Consider the following 19,687-nt stretch of genomic DNA (forward strand, 5'->3'; position numbering starts at 1 on the left):
CGAACGCCCGAACGCCCGAACGCCCGGGTCCTTGAGGACCCCCGCCGAGCCAAGGAGACAGCATCATGACCACCGTCACCCACCACCCCGTCCTCATCGTCGGCGCCGGCCTCGGCGGCCTCACCCTGGCCCGGGTCCTGCATGTCCACGGCATCGAGGCCGCGGTCTTCGACCTGGACGTCTCGCCGACCGCCCGCGCCCAGGGCGGCATGCTCGACATCCACCTGGAGTCCGGCCAGGCCGCGCTGTCCGCCGCCCGGCTGCTGGAGGAGTTCCGCCCGCTCGTCCACCTCGGCGGGCAGGCCGTGCGGGTCCTCGACCGGCACGCGGTCGTCCGTCTCGACGAGGAGGACGAGGGCGACGGGGACCGCCCCGAGGTCGAGCGCGGACATCTGCGCGACCTGTTGCTGAACTCCCTGCCGGCGGGCACCGTCCGCTGGGGTGCCAAGGTCACCGGGGCCCGCGCGGTGGGCGGCGGCCGCCACGAGGTGACCTTCGCCGACGGCACCGTCCTCAGCACCGACCTGCTGGTCGGCGCGGACGGGGCGTGGTCCCGGATCCGCCCGCTGGTCTCCGACGCGCTCCCGCGCTACACCGGCGTGTCCTTCGTCGAGCTGGAGCTGCGCGACGCCGACGAGCGGCACCCCGGGAGCGCCGCCCTGCTCGGCGGCGGCATGTTCTTCGCGCTGGGGGAGGACCGCGGCTTCCTCGCCCACCGGGAGCCGGACGGCAGCCTGCACGTCTACACCGCGTTCAGGGCGCCGGAGGACTGGATCTCCGGCGTGGACTTCACCGACCCTGACACCCGGGTGGCCAAGGCGGCCGTGCTGGAGCACTTCACCGGCTGGCACGAGCGGCTGCGCGCGCTGGTCGCCGACGCCGACGGCCTGCTCGTCCCCCGCCCGGTGCACGCGTTGCCGGTCGGCCACCGCTGGGAGCGCACCCCCGGAGTCACCCTGCTCGGCGACGCCGCCCATGTGATGTCCCCGTTCGCGGGCGAGGGAGCCAACATGGCCATGCTCGACGGGGCCGAACTTGGCGAAGCCGTAGCCGCGCACCCCGGCGACACCGAGGCGGCCCTCGCCGCGTACGAGAAGGCGCTCCTGCCGCGCGCCACCGCCGCCGCGGCCGCGTCGGCCGAGGGCCTGGTGCTCTGCTTCCGGGAGGACGCGCCGCAGGGTCTGCTCGACATGTTCGCCGGCGGCCCGGGCCAGGCCGGCTGACCGGCGGGCCATCGGCTGGGCACCGGAGTTCGGCGGCGGGCCGGGCGCGTGCTTGGGATGCCGGGCCGGGCCGGGCCGGCTGGGCGCGGTGCTCGCGTCGCCGGTCGGGTGGTGAAGGCAGTGGGAACGGGGTGGCGGGGTTCGGGCCGGTGGCACCCGATTGTGACCAAGGGCACGTGGTCCGGCGCTGGCAGGTCCTCGACATCAGGCGTGTGAGAAGTCTGGCCAAGGTTCTGACTCCTCGGTAACTTACCCGTGCGTAGGCGGAGTTCGCCGCCTCGGAGTGCATGCATGCCTCGACCCCCACCCGAAGGACAGTCATGCCTGGAACCCCCCACCCCGTGCTGCCCGGAGCCAGATCCGATACCCGTACCGGTACCGGCATCCGCCGTCGGATCGGCACCGCACTCGCCGGTCTCGGCCTGCTCGCGGCCACCGTGATCGCCGCCGCCCCTGCCCAGGCCGGCACCGCCCGGACCACCGCCACCGACCCCGTCGCGGCCGCCAAGGCCCTGGCCGCCCCGCTGGTGCCGGGCGCCAACAACTGGTCCTGCCGGCCGAGCGCGGCCCACCCCCGCCCGGTCGTGCTGGTGCACGGGACCTTCGCCAACGGCTCCGTCAACTGGTTGCCCATCGCCCCCGCACTCGCCGCCGAGGGCTACTGCGTCTTCGCGCTGACCTACGGCGAGCAGCCCGGGATCCCGATCCTGCGCGCGATCGCGCCGGTGCCGGACTCGGCCCGCCAACTCGCCACCTTCGTCGACGGTGTGCTGGCCGCGACCGGCGCGGCCAAGGCCGACCTGGTCGGGCACAGCCAGGGCGGCGGCCTGACGCCGCGCTACTACCTGAAGTTCGAGGGCGGCGCGGCCAAGGTGCACACCCTGGTGGGCCTCGCCCCCAGCAACCACGGGACGACGCTGCTCGGCCTGGCCACCCTCGCGCAGTCCATCCCCGGCGCCATGGACATCGTCGGCTCCGCCTGCCCCGCCTGCGCGGACCAGGTCGTCGGATCGGACGTCCTCACCCGGCTCAACGCCGGTGGCGACACCGTCCCGGGCGTCTCGTACACCGTCATCTACACCCGTTACGACGAGGTGGTGACCCCGTACCGGACCCAGGCACTGAGCGGGCCGGACGTGCACAACGTGCTGGTGCAGGACCTCTGCCCGGCCAACAGCCCGGACCACGTGCTGATGGCCTTCGACCCGGTGGTGCGGCACGAGATCCGGCACGCGCTCGACCCGGCCCACGTCGGTGAGGCCGACTGCTGGGCGAACCTCACGGGCTGAACCGGCCCGGGGCCGCAGTCCGGTCCCCGGTACCCGTAGCCCCGTTCGGGGCCCCGAGGCCCCCACCTCGGACGGCCCCGCCCGATGGCCCCCGCCCGCCCCGCGCGGGCGGGGGCCTGTGGCCGGTCCACCGGCCGCCGCCGTCCTGAATCCCGCCTTGAGGAGTTGGGAATGCACCTGAGGACACCGCACCTGAGGACTCCGCGCCTGAGCAAGCACCGCCCGCACGCGCCGCACCCGGACACGCCGGGCCGGCCGCTGCCGCGAACCGCCACCGCCCGTACCAGCACCGGTACCGCTGCCCGTACCGCCGCCGGCCGCCCGCGGCAGCGGCACCCGCGCCGGCGGGCCGCCGCCCTCCTGGCCGTCGCCGCCACGGTCCTCGCACTCGCCGCCCCGACCCCCTCGGTCGGCGCCCCCGCCGCCGCGACCGACCTCTGTGGCGGCCGGTGCCTCGACATCCTGCCGCCCGGCGAGAACGGCAACGCGACCCTCGCGGACATCCTCGGCAACCGCGCCTTCGGCACCCGCCCGGCCCACACCGACGACCAGCTCGCCCCCTACGCGGCCCTCGCCCAGGCCTACCCCACCCTCACCGCCGCGCAGTTGGGCAGCTTCTTCAACGACGCCTCGTTCGGCGTGCCGGCCGGTCAGGTGGCAGGCAGCATCAGTCCCCGGCCGGACGTCACCATCGTCCGGGACAAGGCCACCGGCGTCCCGCACATCACCGGCACCACCCGCTACGGCACCGAGTACGGCGCCGGGTACGCGGCCGCCCAGGACCGCCTCTGGGTGATGGACCTGTTCCGCCACGTCGGCCGCGGCCAGCTCTCCGGCTTCGCCGGCGGAGCCGCCGCCAACCGGCAGCTGGAGCAGAGCTTCTGGCAGGCCGCGCCCTACACCGAGGCCGAACTCCAGCAGCAGGTGGACAGCGCCTTCGGCACCGGTCCGCGCGCCCGGCAGGCCCTCGCCGACGCCCAGGCCTACCTGGATGGCATCAACACCTACATCGACAAGGTCTACCGCGAGCGGACCTTCCCCGGCGAGTACGACCTGACCGGCCACATCGACTGGTTCACCAACGCCGGCGGGATCGACCACTTCCAGCTGACCGACCTGGTGGCCCTCGCCTCGGTGGTCGGCGCCCTGTTCGGCTCCGGCGGAGGCGGTGAACTCGCCTCCGCCCAGGTGAAGTCGGCCGCCGGAGCGAAGTACGGGCCGGCCGCCGGCGACGCCCTCTGGACCTCGCTGCGCGAGGCCGACGACCCGGAGGCGGTCCGGACCCTGCACGACGGGCAGAGCTTCCCGTACGCGCAGCCGCCCGCGAACCCGAGGGGCACCGCGCTGCCCGACCCCGGTTCGGTCGTCCCCGAGCAGATGGTCCACGACGCCACCGGCACCGGCGCCTCCGCCGCCCCGACCGCCGCCGCGGGCGTGCTGCCGGGCAACCTGCTGACCGCCAAGCACGGCATGTCCAACGCCCTGGTGGTGTCGGGGAAGTACACCGACGACGGCCACCCGGTCGCCGTGTTCGGCCCGCAGACCGGCTACTTCGCGCCGCAGCTCCTGATGCTGGAGGAACTCCAGGGCCCCGGCATCAGCGCCCGCGGCGCGGCCTTCGCCGGGCTGAGCTTCTACGTGGAGCTCGGCCGCGGCCAGGACTACGCCTGGAGCGCCACCTCGGCCGGCCAGGACATCACCGACACCTACGCCGTACCGCTCTGCACCACCGACGGCACGCCGGTGACCCTCGCCGCCAACTCCTACCTGTGGCACGGCACCTGCACGCCGATGGAGCGGCTGGAGCGGAAGAACGCCTGGGCGCCGACCACCGCCGACGGCACCGCGGCCGGCTCTTACACGCTGGTGATGAACCGGACCGCGTACGGGCTGGTCTCGGCCCGGGGGACGGTCGGCGGCCGGCCCGTCGCCTTCACCTCGCTGCGCTCCACCTACCGGCACGAGGCCGACTCGATCGTGGGCTTCCAGATGCTCAACGACCCGGCCGCGGTGCACGATCCGGCGAGCTTCCAGCTGGCCGCGCAGAACATCAACTACACCTTCAACTGGTTCTACGCGGACTCCGCGCACACCGCGTACTACAACTCCGGAAGCAATCCGGTGCGCGCCGACGGGGTCGACCCCGGCCTGCCGGTGCTCGCCCAACCCGCCTACGAGTGGCAGGACTTCGATCCGGTGGCGAACACCGCGCGGTACACCCCGGCCGACCGGCACCCGCAGTCCGTCGACCAGGACTACTACATCTCCTGGAACAACAAGCAGGCGGACGGTGTGGGCCCGGCCGGCTTCGGCAACGGCTCCGTGCACCGGGGGGACCTGCTGGACGACCGGGTGAAGGCCCTGGTCACGAGCGGGACGAAGGTCGGCCGGACCACGCTGGTCCAGGCGATGGAGAGCGCGGCGCTGACGGACCTGCGGGCCGAGGACGTGCTGCCCGACCTGCTGCGGGTGATCCGCAGCGCGCCGGTCACCGACCCGGCGCAGGCCGCCGCGGTGCAGAAGCTGGCGGCCTGGCAGGCCGCGGGCGGGCTGCGGCGGGAGACCTCGGCCGGCAGCCACGGCTACGCCGACGCCGAGGCGATCCGGATCCTGGACGCCTGGTGGCCGCTGCTGGCCGAGGCCGAGTTCCGTCCGGGCATGGGGGACCAGCTGTTCGGGGCACTGGCCGGCGCGATCCAGATCAACGAGTCGCCCTCCGGCGGCCAGAGCGGCCCGCTCGGCGGCGGCCCGGTCTCCGCCAACGAGTCGGTGCCGCACAAGGGCTCCGCCTTCCAGTACGGCTGGTGGAGCTATGTCGACAAGGACCTGAGGTCCGTCCTCGGCGAGCCGGTGGCGGGCCCGCTGGCCCGGCCGTTCTGCGGCGGCGGTGAACTGAGCGCCTGCCGGCAGGCCCTGCTGGACAGCCTCAAGCAGGCCGCCGGCCGGACCGCCGCGCAGGTCTACCCGGGGGACGCCGACTGCGCGGCCGGTGACCAGTGGTGCGCCGACACCATCGTCCAGCGTCCGCTGGGCGGCGTGACCGACGCCGGGAGCACCTGGCAGAACCGGCCCACGTACCAGCAGGTGGTGCAGTTCCAGAGCCACCGCTGACCGTGCGCGGCCCGGGCCTCCTCCCGCCGGTTCGGGGGAGGAGGCCCGGGAACTGCGGCGAACTGCGGCGCCGGGAGCGGTGGCGCCGGGGTTCAGCCGTAGAGCCGGGCGACGTCCTCCCGGTACGCCGCCAGCACCGCCTGGCGCTTGACCTTCAGCGAGGGGGTGAGCAGGCCGCGCTCCTCGGTGAAGTCGCCCGCCACGATCCGAACCCGGCGGATGGACTCGGCCCGGGAGACCGAGGTGTTGACCGCCAGCACCGCGCGTTCGACCGCCGCCAGCACGGTCGGGTGGAGCGGGACGGCGCTGCTCAACTGCCCGTTCGGCCGCCCGTCCGAGGTGGTGACCGGCGCCGCGCGGCGGGCGTCGGCGGGGAGGTGCGCGAGGTGCTGCTCGACCGCCTCGGTGTCCAGGGTGACCAGGGCGCCGACGTAGGCGCGGCCGTCGCCGACCACCAGGCACTGGCCGATCAGGGGGTGGGCGCGCAGCCGGTCCTCCATCGGGGCCGGGCTGACGTTCTTGCCGCCGCTGGTCACCAGGATCTCCTTCTTGCGGCCGGTGACGGTCAGGTAGCCGTCCTCGTCCAGCCGCCCCAGGTCGCCGGTCGCGAACCAGCCGTCCGTCAGGGCGGCACGCCCGCCCGGGCCCCGGTAGCCGGTGAACACCTGGCCGCCGCTGAGCAGGACCTCGCCGTCCGGCGCGATCCGCACGGCGGAGCCGGGCACCGGCTGCCCGACCGTGCCGGGCCGGGGCCCCAGCGGCGGGTTGACCGTGGAGGGGCCGGTGGTCTCGGTGAGGCCGTAGCCCTCGTAGACCAGCACGCCCGCACCGGCGAAGAACAGCAGCAGCTCCGGGGCCAGCGAGGAGCCGCCGCTGATCGCGTAGCGGACCCGGCCGCCCAGCGCGGCCCGCACCTTGCGGTAGACCAGCAGGTCGTACAGCCGGTGCGCTGCGCGCTCGCGCAGCGGCGGGCGCGGGCCCTCGCCGGCCAGTGCCGCCAGCTCCGCCCGGCCGTACCGGACGGCGGCCCGGACGGCGTTGTCGTACACCCGGCCCGCGCCCCGCCGTTCGGCCTCGACCCGCCCCAGCTGGTGGATCTTCTCGAACAGGTACGGCACCCCGACCAGGAAGGTCGCGCCGAACCCGGCCAGGTCGGGCCGCAGTTCGGCCGGCTTCAGCGAGGGGCTGTGGCCGATCCGGATCCGGGCGTGCACGCAGGCGACCTGGATCATCCGTCCCAGCACATGGGCCAGCGGCAGGAAGAGCAGGGTGGCGGCAGGCTCGTCGGAGACCGCCTCGAAGACCGGGTGCAGCAGTGCGTGGCAGTTCGCCGCCTCGTCCAGGAAGTTGCCGTGGGTGAGTGGGCAGCCCTTGGGCCGGCCGGTGGTCCCGGAGGTGTAGATCACGGTGGCCTCGGTGGCCGGGGTCTGCAGCGCCCGGCGGTGCACCAGTTCTCCGTCCGGGACGGTCGCTCCCCGGGCGGCCAGCTCCGCCACCGCGCCCTGGTCCAGCCGCCACAGCACCGGTTGGGCCGTCCCGGTCGCCCGCATCGCCGCCAGCGTCTCGCCCAGGACGAGGGCGCAGGCCGCGTCCCCGGCGACCACCGCGACCGCGCCGGAGTCGCGCAGGATCCACTCGGCCTGCTCGGCGGCGGCCGACGGGTAGACCGGCACCACCGCCGCGCCGCAGGCCCAGGCGGCGAAGTCCAGCAGAGTCCACTCGTAGCAGGTACGGGCCATCAGGGCGATCCGGTCGCCCGGTGCGATGCCGGCGGCGACCAGGCCCTTGGCGGCGGCGCTCACCTCCGCGGCGAAGGCGGCGGCGGTGACGTCCGTCCACGTGCCGGCGGCGGTCCGGCGGGAGAGGACCACCGCGTCCGGCGCCTCGGCGGCGTTGCGGAAGGGCAGGTCGGCCAGGCTGCCGCGACTGCTCGCGGGGACTAGGTGCGGGCGGTGGGCCTCGACCACCACCGGGCCTTCGCGGGTGACCTCCACGACCGCGGCCGCTCGCAGGCGGTCGGTGCGACTGGCCCGGGTGAGGGGGATTCCCATGGGTGCCTCCGGTGCTGGCTCGGGTGGGGACGTGACGGTTGCTCGCGTCGGTCGGGTGTTGTTGCATCCCGCTGGGGCTGGGGCTGGGGCTGGGGCCGGGGCCGGGGCTGGGTGGGGCGGGGCGGCCGGGCAGGGGGTCAGGCCTCCAGCAGGGCCGCGATGCCCTGGCCGCCGGCGGCGCAGACGGAGATCAGGCCGCGCACCGGCCGGCCGGGGGCCGCGGCGTCCGCCCGCAGTTCGTGCAGCAGCTTGGCCAGGGTCGCGGTGATCCGCCCGCCGGTGGCCGCGAACGGGTGTCCGGCGGCCAGCGAGGACCCGGTGACGTTGAGGCGCGCCCGGTCCAGCGGCCCGAGCGCGTCCGGCAGGCCGAGCCGATCCACGCAGAAGGCCTCGTCCTCCCAGGCCTTCAGGGTGGCCAGCACCTGCGAGGCGAACGCCTCGTGGATCTCGTAGCGGTCGAGGTCGGCGAAGGTGAGCCCGTTGCGGGCCAGCAGCCGGGGTACCGCGAAGACCGGGGCGGTCAGCAGTCCGTCCCGGCCGGTGACGAAGTCGACGGCGGCCACTTCGGTGTCCACCAGGTAGGCCAGCGGGGTGAGGCCGCGGGCGGCGGCCCAGTCCTCGGAAGCGAGCAGGACGACCGAGGCGCCGTCGCTGAGCGGGGTGGAGTTGCCCGCCGTCATGGTGGCCCCGGCGGGCGCGCCCGGGCGGGTCCCGAAGGGGTCCCGAAGGCCCTCGCCGAACACCGGCTTCAGCCGGGCGAGCCGCTCGACCGTCGAGTCGGGCCGCAGGTTCTGGTCGCGGGTGAGCCCCCGGTAGGGCGTGACCAGGTCGTCGAAGAACCCCCGCTCGTACGCGGCGTGCAGCCGCCGGTGGCTGGCGGCCGCGAGTTCGTCCTGTTCGGTGCGGCCGATGCCCCACTCCAGTGCCGTCACCGCCGCGTGCTCGCCCATGGAGAGCCCGGTGCGCGGTTCGGAGTTGGCGGGGGCGTCCGGGCGCAGCTGGCCGGGGCGCAACCCGGCGAGCAGGCCGCCGACCCGCCGGGCGGCCGAGGGCGCGTGCCGTACCTTGAGCAGCAGCCGGCGCAGGTCGTCGTTGAGGCCGATCGGGGCGTCGCTGACGGTGTCCACACCCCCGGCCACGGCGCACTCGCTCTGCCCGAGGGCGATCTTGGCGGCGGTCAGCGCCACCGTCTCCAGGCCGGTGCCGCAGGCCTGTTGGAGATCGTAGGCGGGTGTCCGGGGGTCGAGCCGGCTGCCGAGGACGACCTCGCGGGCGAGGTTGAAGTCCCGGGCGTGCTTGAGCACCGCGCCGGCCGCGAACTCCCCGAGCCGGACGCCGGCCAGGCCGTACCGTTCGACCAGGCCGTCCAGGGCGGCGCCGAGCATCTCCTGGTTGGAGGCCTGGGCGTAGGGCCCGGCGGCCCGGGCGAAGGGGATGCGGTTGCCCCCGATGATCGCAACGCGGCGTACGGTCCGGGTCATCGGTGTTCCTCCTGGGGTACGGGGACCGGGGTACGGCGCCAGGGTCCGGGCCGCCGGTGGGGACGGTGGGCGCCGGTGCCGGCGCGACGGCGGGTCGGGGGCTGGCGCCCGACCGGGCCCAGGGTATTTACTCTCCGGTAAACTTACTAGAGAGTAAGGAGTGTTGACTTCATGGCCGACGTTCTGCAGAGGTTCACCTCCAGCAGCCCCGGCCGGGCCCTGCTGCGACGCCTGGGCGTCCAAGGCCCGGTCGAACTGCCCCGCCACGAACCCGGCCGGCCGGAGATCGCCGGCCCGGTCCTGCTCGGCGGTACGGACGCCGGACGGCTCGGTCCGGCGCTGGCCGGCATCCTCCGGGGGGCGGGTGTCCCGGTGCTGCGCGGGGACGGTGCGGACGGCCCGGAGCACGTGCCCGCTCCGGCGGCCCTGGTCTTCGACGCCACCGGGCTCAGCGGGTCGGCCGCGCTGGCCGAACTGTACGAGTTCGGGCACCCGTTGGTCCGCGGGCTGCCGGTGGGCGGGCGGGTGGTGATCGCCGGCGACGTGCCGGAGGCGGCCGGCTCGGCGGGCGCGGCGACGGCGGCACAGGCACTGGAGGGGTTCACCCGCTCGCTCGGCAAGGAGCTGGGCCGGGGCGGCACCTGCCAGCTGCTCAGGGCCGATCCCGGCGCGGAGCAGGCGCTGGACTCCCCGCTGCGCTTCCTGCTCTCGCGCCGCTCGGCCTACGTCTCGGGGCAGGTCGTCCGGGTCGGCCCACCGGTGGGCGCCTTCCCGTCGGCGCGGGCGGGGGCGCCGCAGGCCGGGCGGACGGTCGCCGTCACCGGTGCGGCGCGCGGCATCGGCGCGGTGGTCGCCGAGCTGCTCGCCCGCGACGGTGCGCACCTGCTCTGCCTGGACCTGCCTGCCCGCCGCGAGGAGTTGGAGCGTACGGCGGCCCGGATCGGCGGTACCGCGCTGGCCGTCGACGTGACGGCCGCCGACGCTCCGGAGGTGATCGCGGCGCACCTGCGGGAGCGGCACGGCGGGGTGGACGTCTTCGTGCACAACGCCGGCGTCACCCGTGACCGGACGCTGGCCCGGATGACCCGCACGGAATGGGACACCGTCCTGGACGTCAACCTCGGCGCGGTCGAACGGATCACCGCCGCCCTCCTCGCCGACGGTCCGGGCGGCCCGGTGCTGCGCGACGGCGGGGCGCTGGTCTGCACGTCCTCGATCGGCGGCATCGCGGGCAACCGGGGCCAGACCAACTACGGTGCGGCCAAGGCCGGGTTGATCGGGCTGGTCCGCGCCCTGGCCCCGGCGTCGGCCGGGCGCGGCGTACGCGTGAACGCGGTCGCCCCCGGGTTCATCGAGACCGACATGACCGCCCGGATGCCGTGGACGGTCCGGGAGGCCGGCCGCCGGATGAACAGCCTCGGCCAGGCCGGCCTGCCGGTGGACGTCGCCGAGGCGGTCCGCTGGCTCGCCGACCCGGCCAACGCGGGGGTCACCGGCCAGGTGCTCCGGGTCTGCGGCCAGTCACTGATCGGCGCCTGAGCGGCGGCCCGACCGGCGCTGCCGGGCTCATTCGGCAAGGAGGACACGATGTCAGAAGCGGACAGCCCCGAGGTCGGCAGCCCCGAGGACGGCAGCTCCCAGGTTCGCGGCTCCGAGGCCGGCTACGCGACCCGGCGCCTGGCCCGTCCGCCGGGGGTGCTGCCGTCCTACCTGCGGGCGGTGCGGCGGGGCGCGGTACCGGGCGTCCGGGCGTCCCGTCCGGCACGCTGCCGCCGGTCGAGCTGGTGCTGCCGGGACTTTCCGTCGACCGGCGCCGGCTGGCCCGCTACGCCCGGGTCTGCGGGGGCGTCCCGGGGGAGTTCCTGCCGCCGGCCTACCCCCATCTGCTGGCCTTCCCGGCCGCGTTGGCGCTGATGACCGCGCCGGGCTTCCCGCTGCCGGCGCCGGGCCTGGTGCACACCGCCAACACTCTCACCCGGCTCCGGCCGATCCGGGCGGACGAGCGCCTCACCGTCCGGGTGCGGACGGCCGACCTGCGCCCGCACGCGCGCGGGACGGTGTTCGACGTGCTCGCCGAGGTGTCCAGCGACACCGGCGGCGACCTGGTCTGGCACTCCTCCAGCAGCTACCTGCGACGGCACCCGACCGAACCGGGTCGTCCAGGGGCCGGCGGCCCGCCGCCCGGACCGGGGGCCGGCGCCCCGCCGTTCGCCGAGGCGGCCCGGTGGCAGCTGCCGGCCGGGGCCGGCCGGCGCTACGCGTCGGTCAGCGGTGACCGCAACCCGATCCACCTGCACCCGTGGACGGCACGGCTGTTCGGCTTCCGCCGGGCTGTGGCGCACGGGATGTGGACCAAGGCCCGGGTGCTCGAAGCGCTGGGTCCGGAGCTGCCGGCGGCGGTGCGGGTCGAGGTGGCGTTCCGGGCGCCGGTGCCGCTGCCCTCGGAGGTCCGGCTGGGCGTGGGCCGGGCGCCGGACGGCCGGAGCATCGGCTTCGCGCTGGCCGGGGTGGCGGACGGCCGGACGCACCTGCGGGGCCGGGCCGAGGCGCTCTGAGGCCGCCCCCGGCCCGGCCCCGTGGCCCGGCGGTGGGGTCCGACCCAGCGGTGGCCGACCGGGCGGTGACTACGGGCGGCGAGCGCCGGGGCCGTCCGCCCCGGCCGCCCCCTCGGGGGCGTGGTAGCCCTCGCCCTTGGCCCGCCGCTCCAGGCCGATCCACATCATGTTCATCAACCGGCGTGCGGTGGCCTCCGGTTGCTCGCCGGGGACGGCCAGCGCCCACTCCGCCAGCGCGTCCGCGGCGCCGACCAGGGCGTGCGCTACGGCGGCGGACTCCCGGCGGAGCGCGGCGTAGTCGCTCCCGTCGCCGCCGCGGGCGGGGGACTCCATCGACTGGCGGACCAGTTCGGTGACGGTGTCGATGATCTCCGAGCGGGACCGGGCGACCTGGGCCGCCAGCGAATCGCTCTGGCTGCGGGCCTGCTGGTAGAGCACCACCCAGCTGGCCCGGTGCTCGGCCACGTAGGAGAAGAAGGCGGTCAGCCCGTGCCAGAGCCGGTCGGCCGGGTCGTCGCCGCGGTTCAGCGCCGCCGAGCCGATGGCGTTGACCAGGCGGTCGGCCTCCCGCGCGATGCACGCGCTGAAGATCTCCTCCTTGGATCCCAGGTACAGGTACAGCAGCGGCTTGGAGACCTGGGCGCGTTCGGCCACCTCGTCCATCGAGGCGGCGTGGAAGCCGAGCCGGGAGAAGACCTGCACGGCGGCGTCGAGCATCTGCTGTTCGCGCACCTTGCGGGGCAGCCGCTTGCGGCCGGGTTGGGGATCCATCTTGCAAGGGTATCCAACGGCGTCCTAAACTTACCGCTCAGTAAACTTACTCTTGAGTAAGAACGTGCTGACGAGCTGAGGAGCCCCGGATGACCTCCCTGGACGACGTGGACGTGGACGCCCTCGACTTCGGCGGCATCTCGCCGCAGGAGTTCGCCCGCCTGGTGAAGGACACCCCCCGCGCCGCGCTGGCCGCAGTGGTGGCCGGACCGGCCCGGGAGCGGATCCTGGACGAGGTCTTCGGCCGGATGGAGACCCGCTTCAAGCCCGAGAGCGCGGCCCGCCTGCGGGCCCTGGTCCGCTGGCACGTCGTGGACGCCGGGCACCCGGACGCGACGTACGAGACCGAGATCGCCGACGGCCGCTGCACGCTCACCCGGGGCGACAGCGGCCGGGACCCGAGGCTCGTCCTCACCCTGACCGCCGCCGAGTTCCTGCGGCTGGTCTCGGGCAACGCCTCCGGCGTCACGCTGTTCATGACCCGCAAGCTCAAGGTGACCGGCGACCTGGGCCTGGCCTCCGGCCTCACCCGGTACTTCGACATCCCCAAGGCCTGAGCCGGGACCGTCCCCCGCCCCGGCTTCCTTGCCCCTCGACCACCCCGTCCACCCCGCAGCCCCGGAGAGCCGGATGAGCTTCAACCTCGACCTGACCGACGACCAGACCGAACTGCGCGACTGGGTGCACGGCTTCGCCGCCGACGTGGTCCGCCCCGCCGCCGCCGAGTGGGACGAGCGCGAGGAGACCCCCTGGCCGGTCATCCGGGAGGCCGCCAGGATCGGCCTGTACGGCTTCGAGTCGCTGGCCGAGATGTGGGCCGACCCGACCGGCCTCTCGCTGGTCCTCGCCAACGAGGAACTGTTCTGGGGCGACGCGGGCATCGGGATGTCCGTCTTCGGCACCACCCTCGCGGTGGCCGGGATCTTCGCCGGCGGCACCCCGGACCAGGCCATCGAATGGATCCCGCAGTGCTTCGGCGACGAGGCCGACCCCAAGGTCGCGGCCTTCTGCGTCTCCGAGCCCGAGGCCGGCTCCGACGTCGCCTCGATGCGGACCAGGGCCCGCTACGACGAGGCGGCCGGCGAGTGGGTGATCACCGGCCAGAAGGCCTGGATCACCAACGGCGGGATCGCCGGGGTGCACGTGGTGGTGGCCTCGGTGGACCCGTCGCTCGGAGCCCGCGGCCAGGCGGCGTTCATCGTCCCGCCGGGTACCCGCGGCCTGGCCGCCGGCCCCAAGATCAAGAAGCTGGGCCTGCGAGCCTCGCACACCGCCGACGTCTTCCTGGACGAGGTGCGGGTCCCCGTCCACTGCGTCCTCGGCGGGAAGGAGAAGCTCGACGAGCGCCTCGCCCGGGTCCGCGAGGGCGGGGCCGGCGGCGGGCAGGCGGCGATGGCCACCTTCGAGCTGAGCCGGCCGACGGTGGGCGCGCAGGCGCTCGGGATCGCCCGGGCCGCGTACGAGTACGCACTCGAATACGCCGGGCAGCGCGTGCAGTTCGGCCGCCCGGTGCTGCAGAACCAGGCCGTCGCCTTCGCCCTCGCGGACCTGCGGACCGACCTGGACTGCGCGCGGCTGCTGATCTGGCGGGCCGCGTGGATGGGCCGGGCCGGCCGCGCCTTCACGGCCGGCGAGGGCTCCATGTCCAAGCTGAAGGCCGGTGAGGTGGCGGTGGCGGCCACCGAGAAGGCCGTCCAGATCCTCGGCGGCGCGGGCTACAGCCGTGCCCACCCGGTGGAGCGCTGGTACCGCGACAGCAAGATCTACACCATCTTCGAGGGCACCAGCGAGATCCAGCGGCTGGTGATCTCCCGCGCCATCTCGGGCCTGCCGATCCGTTAGGAGTGCTTCGTCGGCCGGGGGGACGCGGCACGGGCCGGCGGGGGCCTCCTGCTGCGGCTCGCCCGCGCCGGCGACGGTCCGTCCGCGCCCGGTGGAGCCCCGGGGCGTCCGCGCCCGGTGGGGCCCCGGGGCGTCCGCGCCCGGTGGGGCCCCGGGGCGCCGCCGCTCGTTCCGGGCGACACGGGGAGCCCGGAGGCGGATGAAGCGCGCCATCCGCGCCGGTCGGCCGAAAATGGGGCGATCACTCTCGAAACAGGACCGGGCCGCCGTGGCGCGGGGCCGGGCCGAGGCCGTTCGGGAGGAGCGGACCCGGCCCGGTGGCCGGGCCTGGTGGATGTCCGGGTGCAGGCCCGGCAGCCGGGCCGGTGGAGCGGACGAGGGAGCTGGCGTGGGAGCGATGTCGCGGTTCGGCGAACGGCTCAGGGAACACGCCGGTGAGCGCCCGGTCCTGCGGCGGTGGCCCGGTTGGGGCGCCGCCGCCGGGGCGGTGCTGTTCTACTGCCTGTCGCTCACGCCGTCCATGCTGCCCCGCTCGTGGTGGCTGCAGGGCGTGGAGGCCGGGGTGACCGCCGCGATCGGGTACGGCTTCGGCGCGCTGCTCGGGGCGCTCGCGCGCCGGCTCGGGGCCCGGCCCGGGCCGCGGGTGAGCCGGGTGGCCCGGGCGGTGCTGGCGGTCGTGGGCAGCGTCCTGGTGATCGCGGTGACGGCGCGGAGCGTCCGCTGGCAGGGGGATGTCCGGCGGGCGGTCACGCTGCCCCCGGAGATCTCCTGGTGGCGGTGGTCCCTGGTGCCGGTGGTGGCGGTGCTGGTGCTGGCACTGGTCGTGCTGGTGGCCCGGCTGCTCCGGCTCGGCACCCGGATCGTCGTGCACGCCCTGGGCCGGGTGGTGCCGCCGGCGGTGGCGGCGGGCGCCGGGGTCGTCGTGGTGGCGGTGCTGGTGGTCGGGTTCGTGCAGGGGTTCCTGCTGTCCGGGGTGCTGAACGTGGTCGAGAGCGCGGCCTCGCTGACCGACGAGGGGACGACGCCCGGCATCGTCCAGCCGCAGCTGCCGACCCTGTCGGGCAGCCCGGCCTCGCTGGAGTCCTGGCAGAGCCTCGGGTCCAAGGGCCGGGACTTCGTCGGCACCGCCGCCACCAAGGCCGAGCTGACCGCCTTCGCCGGCCACGAGGCCGTGGACCCCGTCCGGGTCTACGTCGGCCTGCGGGCCGCCGACACGCTGCAGGGGCGGGCGGACCTGGCCGTCGCCGAACTGGAGCGCACCGGCGGGTTCGGCCGAAAGGTGCTCGCCGTGATGGCCACCACCGGCAGCGGCTGGATCAACAAGCAGGCCAGCGGCCCGCTGGAGTACATGTACGCGGGGGACAGCGCGATGGTGGCGATCCAGTACTCCTACCTGCCGAGCTGGGTCTCGGTGCTGACCGAGGACGAGGCCGTCGACGCCGGGCGGGCGCTGTTCGACGCCGTGCACGCCAAGTGGGCGACGCTTCCCGCCGGAAGCCGTCCGCGCCTGGTGGTGTTCGGCGAGAGCCTGGGTTCCTTCGCCACCGAGAAGGCCTTCGACGGGCAGCTGGACCGGCTGGCGACGGAGACCGACGGCGCCCTGCTGGTCGGCCCGACGTACGACAATCCGCTGTGGAAGCGGGTCACCGCCGACCGCGAGCCCGGCAGCCCGGTCTGGCGCCCGGTCTTCGAGGACGGCCGCTCGGTGCGCTTCGCCCAGGTGCCGGCGGACCTGGACGTCCCGGCCCGGCCCTGGGACGGGACCAGGATCGTCTACCTGCAGAACGGGTCCGACCCGATCGTCTGGTGGAGCCCGTCGATGCTGTTCAGCCGGCCGCAATGGCTGGAGGACCCGCGTGCCGCGGACGTCTCCCCGGCGATGCGCTGGTACCCGGTGGTCACCTTCTGGCAGGTGGTCTGCGACCTGATGGGTGCCAACAACGTGCCGCCGGGCTTCGGCCACCGCTACGGGACGCTCCCCACCGACGCCTGGGCGGCGATCGCGGCGCCGCCGGGCTGGACGGCCACCGACACCGACCGGCTGGCCGCGCTGATGGGCTCCTGAGCAGGCTCTTGAGCAGGCTCCCGAGACCCGCTCCCGAGACCCGCTCCCGAGACCCGCTCCCGGGAGGCCCTCGCCGGTCAGCCGACCGGTCCGGGCGGGGTGTCCTTGCCCAGGTGGACGTCGGGCGCGGCGCGCGGCGGGGGCGGCGTCGTGGCCGCGGCCTGCGGACGTGCCTGCGGTGGGGGTGGTGGGGGCGCGGCCGGGCCGGTGCTCAGGCCGGCGGCGGGGCGCAGCGGGCGCCCGGCCTGCGCGCAGCGCTGCTCGAACCCCGGCGGGAGCCAGCCGCCGGTCAGCAGTCGGGGATGCGCGGGGAAGGACGTCAGGGCGGCGCAGACGAACATCAGCGACGCCCACGGCGTCTGCAGCTGGACGGTGGTGTACCCGCCCCCGTAGATGTCGTGGAACCCGGCCTCGAACAGGTCGGGACCGGCCAGCTCGGCCGACTCCAGGCCGTCCCAGGACAGGTGCAGCGGGCACTGCGGGTGGCCGAAGAACACGTGCCGGTCGGTGACCGTGATCTCGCCCGTCCCGTCCAGCAGCCAGCGCGGCCGGGCGGCCAGCTCGGCGTTGCGCCGCCGGCTGGCGTTGCCGATCGCCGAGGCGGCCAGCGCGCCGATCACGAAGGCCGGCCCGCCGATCGCGAAGGTCGAATTGTGCTGGTAGCTGCCGTCGCCGAGCGGCCGCCAGCTCAGCCGGTGGGCCGGCCCCACCGCGAGCACCCGCTCGCCCTGCTCCAGCCGGGCCCGGGTGGCGACCAGCGGCCGCTGGTCGAGCCGGTCCGCGCGGAGGTCCGCGAGGATCTCGCAGGTGTGCCAGAGGTACTCGTCCAGCACGGACCAGGCCGGTGCCTGGGGCATCGGTGCCCCGCCGTACGCCGGTCCATGGGTGTGGTCCATGTACTGCTTCCCCCCGGGAGCATGGGTGTCGGGTGCGCAGGTCGTCGGCGGCGGACGGCGCCCGCCCAATCTAGCGCCTCGGCACGGGGCCCCGGGCGGGCCCCGGACGGTCCGTCAGGTGAGCGTGCGCAGCGCGAACCCGGTCACGATGCCCAGCGCGTTGGTGGCCCAGTGCAGGCCGGCCGGGGCGAGCAGGCTGCCGCTGCGCCGCCGCAGCTCGCAGAAGAGGACCCCGGCCAGGCCGGTGAACAGGACGGTGCCGATCTCCACGACCACCACGCCGAGCACCGAGTCCCCGAACAGCGGGTTGAGGGCGGGCTTGTCGTCGGAGAGGTGCAGCGAGGGCAGGACGTGCCAGAGCCCGAAGAGCAGGGAGGAGCCGATGGTGGCGACCTTGACGTTCCACTCCTTGCGGAGCAGGCCGTAGAGCACGCCCCGGAAGGCGACCTCCTCCAGCAGGACGGTGCCCAGCGGGATCCGGACCAGCACCTGGAAGGCGACGGTGGCGCCGCTGTCGCCCTCGGTGCGGCGGTCGGTGAACAGCTCCCGGGTCGGCGGCAGCAGGGCCGCCACCAGGTAGACCGCCGCCACCAGGCCGATCAGGACGCCGGCCCAGCGGGCGCCGCGGGGCCAGCCGGCGCGGTCCAGGCCGGCGTCCGCCCAGCTGCCGCCGGCCAGGCGCAGCACGCCGAGCAGCAGGGCGGCGGTCAGTGGCGCGGTGATCAGGTAGGCCCCGGGGGCGAGCCGGTTGTTGAGGAGGTTGACCAGCACCAGCACCAGCACGGTGACGGCCACGCCGGTCCGTACGCCGATCACGCCGTCGGTGTCCGGCCCGCTGCTCCCTCGCTGCACTGTCGCCTCCTCACGGTCCGCTCCCCATCCTCGGGGCTGCGGGCCGGGACCGCCCGGGGGCGTGCCGGGGAGCGGGCCACAAGGTGCCGGCGGGGCCGGCCGCGCGGTGGAGCCCGGCGGGCCGGGCTTGCGGTGGGACCGGGCGGGACCAGATGAGATCAGGTGGGACCAGATGGGGCCCGGTGGGGCCGGCCGGGTGGTGGAGCACCCGGCCGGCCCCGCAGCCGTCCGCCCGCGGCGTTCGGGGTGCGGACCTCAGGGCCCGGGGCCCCCGGTCAGGCGGCGGGCAGTGCGGCGGTCGGCCGGCGGCGCAACCGCAGGGCGGCGGCGACCAGCACGGTCAGTGCGCCGAGCAGGCCGACCGCGGCCGCCAGGCTGCCCACGGCGGGGGCCAGCCCGAGCAGGACCAGCGGGCAGACGAACTCGCCGAGGAAGAACGCGGCGTTCCAGAGCCCGGTGCCGCGGCCGCGGTCGGCGAAGTCGAGCAGGGCCGTCGCGCGGGTGAGCAGGGTCGGCAGCAGCATGCCGCCGCCCAGGCAGTTCAGGACGGCGCCGGCCACCAGCACCGGCATGCTGCCGGCGAGCCACATCACGCCGAAGCCGGCCGCGCAGAGCGCGAGCACGGCGGGCAGCAGCCGCTCGGCGTGGTCGGCGAGGCGGGTGAAGGTGAACGCGCCGATCACCGTGGCCACGCTGGCGGTGGCGGTGGCCAGGCCGATGGTGCTGGACTCGGTGATGCCCAGGTCGTCCAGCAGGTTCGAGGTCATCACGGGCACGGTGTAGAAGACGACGGCGCCGAAGAAGGTGAGCGCGCAGGGGCCGGCCATCCGCCGCCAGGGGAAGGGACGGGGGGCGTCCTGCGGCGCCGGCGGCCCGGCGGTGGGCCGCCCGGTGCGCTGGGGGGCCGTCAGCACGGTGGCCATCAGGGGCGCCAGCAGCAGGCTCGCCGCGTACGCCCAGAAGGGGGCGCGCCAGCCGGCCTCGCCGATCGCGCCGCCGACGGCGAAGAAGGCGGTGGCGGACAGGGCGCTGCAGATGGTCTGGAGGGCGAGGTAGCGCTCGCGCTGCTTGCCTGACCAGTAGTCGCCGATCAGGGTGGTGCAGCAGGTCATGATGGCGGCCTCGACGACGCCGAGCAGGGCGCGGCTGGCCACGATGGCGCCCAGTGAGTCGAGCCAGAGCGGCGCGGTGCCGATCGGGGCGTAGAGCAGGCTGGCGCCGATCAGCAGGCGCTTGCGGCCGAGCCGGTCGACCAGCAGGCCGGCGAAGGGGGCCAGCAGGCCGAGGGCCAGCGCGGGGATCGTGAGCGCGACCGGTACCAGCGCCTTCGCGCCCGCGGTGGACGCGAAGTGGTCCTGCATCTTGGGCAGCAGCGGGGCGATCAGGACGGCCCCGAGGATGGGCAGGCAGCTGCCGGCCATCAGTACGGCGGCCTGCAGGCGTGACGCGGTGGGGGGCTCGGTGGTGGGTGGGGCCGCCGGGTCGATGGTGGCGGTCGTGGGGGAGGGCACGGTGAGTCTCCGTCAATGGGCGGGTGCGGTAAAGGTGAGG

General features: G+C 75.3%; 14 protein-coding genes. 8 read left to right on the forward strand and 6 right to left on the reverse strand.

Going from position 1 to position 19,687, the window contains the following annotated elements:
* Positions 1 to 65 precede the first annotated feature (65 nt).
* The 3 genes from J2S46_RS30540 to J2S46_RS30550 all read left to right on the forward strand — a co-directional run bounded on the left by J2S46_RS30540 (position 66) and on the right by J2S46_RS30550 (position 5,623).
* On the forward strand, positions 66 to 1,223 hold the full coding sequence (locus J2S46_RS30540; protein WP_191287794.1) for an FAD-dependent oxidoreductase: 1,158 nt from the start codon (positions 66 to 68) through the stop codon (positions 1,221 to 1,223).
* Between the two features lie 320 nt (positions 1,224 to 1,543).
* The gene (locus J2S46_RS30545) at positions 1,544 to 2,512 is read left to right on the forward strand and encodes an esterase/lipase family protein (protein WP_191287795.1); all 969 of its coding nucleotides are present in this window, start codon (positions 1,544 to 1,546) and stop codon (positions 2,510 to 2,512) included.
* Positions 2,513 to 2,683: 171 nt separating this feature from the next.
* Positions 2,684 to 5,623 (forward strand): penicillin acylase family protein, encoded by a 2,940-nt coding sequence (locus J2S46_RS30550; protein ID WP_229911952.1) that lies wholly within the window; start codon positions 2,684 to 2,686, stop codon positions 5,621 to 5,623.
* Between the two features lie 92 nt (positions 5,624 to 5,715).
* Here J2S46_RS30550 and J2S46_RS30555 read toward each other — a convergent pair whose 3' ends face one another.
* Positions 5,716 to 7,674, reverse strand: coding sequence for an AMP-dependent synthetase/ligase (locus J2S46_RS30555; RefSeq protein ID WP_191287796.1), 1,959 nt, complete (start codon positions 7,672 to 7,674; stop codon positions 5,716 to 5,718).
* A 137-nt stretch (positions 7,675 to 7,811) separates the two neighbouring features.
* A complete protein-coding gene (locus tag J2S46_RS30560) occupies positions 7,812 to 9,155 on the reverse strand; it encodes an acetyl-CoA C-acetyltransferase (protein WP_191287797.1) in 1,344 nt (447 codons plus the stop codon).
* Between the two features lie 171 nt (positions 9,156 to 9,326).
* Here J2S46_RS30560 and J2S46_RS30565 point away from each other — a divergent pair, with 171 nt between their 5' ends.
* Both J2S46_RS30565 and J2S46_RS30570 read left to right on the forward strand, forming a co-directional pair.
* A complete protein-coding gene (locus tag J2S46_RS30565) occupies positions 9,327 to 10,694 on the forward strand; it encodes a 3-oxoacyl-ACP reductase (RefSeq protein WP_191287798.1) in 1,368 nt (455 codons plus the stop codon).
* Positions 10,695 to 10,939: 245 nt separating this feature from the next.
* Positions 10,940 to 11,710: a MaoC family dehydratase gene (locus J2S46_RS30570; protein ID WP_191287799.1), complete on the forward strand. Its 771-nt coding sequence runs from the start codon at positions 10,940 to 10,942 to the stop codon at positions 11,708 to 11,710.
* Between the two features lie 69 nt (positions 11,711 to 11,779).
* Here J2S46_RS30570 and J2S46_RS30575 read toward each other — a convergent pair whose 3' ends face one another.
* A complete protein-coding gene (locus J2S46_RS30575) occupies positions 11,780 to 12,481 on the reverse strand; it encodes a TetR/AcrR family transcriptional regulator (RefSeq protein WP_191287800.1) in 702 nt (233 codons plus the stop codon).
* 89 nt (positions 12,482 to 12,570) lie between these two features.
* Here J2S46_RS30575 and J2S46_RS30580 point away from each other — a divergent pair, with 89 nt between their 5' ends.
* The 3 genes from J2S46_RS30580 to J2S46_RS30590 all read left to right on the forward strand — a co-directional run bounded on the left by J2S46_RS30580 (position 12,571) and on the right by J2S46_RS30590 (position 16,388).
* Complete coding sequence (locus J2S46_RS30580; RefSeq protein ID WP_191287801.1) at positions 12,571 to 13,038, forward strand: SCP2 sterol-binding domain-containing protein; 468 nt, start codon at positions 12,571 to 12,573, stop codon at positions 13,036 to 13,038.
* A 73-nt stretch (positions 13,039 to 13,111) separates the two neighbouring features.
* A complete protein-coding gene (locus J2S46_RS30585; RefSeq protein WP_191287802.1) occupies positions 13,112 to 14,323 on the forward strand; it encodes an acyl-CoA dehydrogenase family protein in 1,212 nt (403 codons plus the stop codon).
* 397 nt (positions 14,324 to 14,720) lie between these two features.
* A complete protein-coding gene (locus J2S46_RS30590; RefSeq protein WP_191288269.1) occupies positions 14,721 to 16,388 on the forward strand; it encodes an alpha/beta hydrolase in 1,668 nt (555 codons plus the stop codon).
* Between the two features lie 77 nt (positions 16,389 to 16,465).
* Here J2S46_RS30590 and J2S46_RS30595 read toward each other — a convergent pair whose 3' ends face one another.
* The 3 genes from J2S46_RS30595 to J2S46_RS30605 all read right to left on the reverse strand — a co-directional run bounded on the left by J2S46_RS30595 (position 16,466) and on the right by J2S46_RS30605 (position 19,647).
* Positions 16,466 to 17,284 (reverse strand): hypothetical protein, encoded by an 819-nt coding sequence (locus J2S46_RS30595; protein ID WP_191288339.1) that lies wholly within the window; start codon positions 17,282 to 17,284, stop codon positions 16,466 to 16,468.
* A gap of 114 nt (positions 17,285 to 17,398) precedes the next feature.
* Complete coding sequence (locus J2S46_RS30600; RefSeq protein ID WP_229911954.1) at positions 17,399 to 18,136, reverse strand: CPBP family intramembrane glutamic endopeptidase; 738 nt, start codon at positions 18,134 to 18,136, stop codon at positions 17,399 to 17,401.
* Between the two features lie 275 nt (positions 18,137 to 18,411).
* Positions 18,412 to 19,647 (reverse strand): MFS transporter, encoded by a 1,236-nt coding sequence (locus tag J2S46_RS30605; RefSeq protein WP_370882261.1) that lies wholly within the window; start codon positions 19,645 to 19,647, stop codon positions 18,412 to 18,414.
* Positions 19,648 to 19,687 lie beyond the last annotated feature (40 nt).

The sequence above is a fragment of the Kitasatospora herbaricolor genome (genome assembly GCF_030813695.1).
In the GTDB taxonomy this organism is placed as follows: domain Bacteria; phylum Actinomycetota; class Actinomycetes; order Streptomycetales; family Streptomycetaceae; genus Kitasatospora; species Kitasatospora herbaricolor.

Coding starts and splice junctions, on each gene's coding strand:
- J2S46_RS30575 (WP_191287800.1), bottom strand. CDS start 12,481: ATGGATCCCCAACCCGGCCGCAAGCGGCTGCCCCGCAAGGTGCGCGAA.
- J2S46_RS30565 (WP_191287798.1), top strand. CDS start 9,327: ATGGCCGACGTTCTGCAGAGGTTCACCTCCAGCAGCCCCGGCCGGGCC.
- J2S46_RS30580 (WP_191287801.1), top strand. CDS start 12,571: ATGACCTCCCTGGACGACGTGGACGTGGACGCCCTCGACTTCGGCGGC.
- J2S46_RS30590 (WP_191288269.1), top strand. CDS start 14,721: ATGTCGCGGTTCGGCGAACGGCTCAGGGAACACGCCGGTGAGCGCCCG.
- J2S46_RS30550 (WP_229911952.1), top strand. CDS start 2,684: ATGCACCTGAGGACACCGCACCTGAGGACTCCGCGCCTGAGCAAGCAC.
- J2S46_RS30560 (WP_191287797.1), bottom strand. CDS start 9,155: ATGACCCGGACCGTACGCCGCGTTGCGATCATCGGGGGCAACCGCATC.
- J2S46_RS30545 (WP_191287795.1), top strand. CDS start 1,544: ATGCCTGGAACCCCCCACCCCGTGCTGCCCGGAGCCAGATCCGATACC.
- J2S46_RS30555 (WP_191287796.1), bottom strand. CDS start 7,674: ATGGGAATCCCCCTCACCCGGGCCAGTCGCACCGACCGCCTGCGAGCG.
- J2S46_RS30585 (WP_191287802.1), top strand. CDS start 13,112: ATGAGCTTCAACCTCGACCTGACCGACGACCAGACCGAACTGCGCGAC.
- J2S46_RS30595 (WP_191288339.1), bottom strand. CDS start 17,284: ATGGACCACACCCATGGACCGGCGTACGGCGGGGCACCGATGCCCCAG.
- J2S46_RS30540 (WP_191287794.1), top strand. CDS start 66: ATGACCACCGTCACCCACCACCCCGTCCTCATCGTCGGCGCCGGCCTC.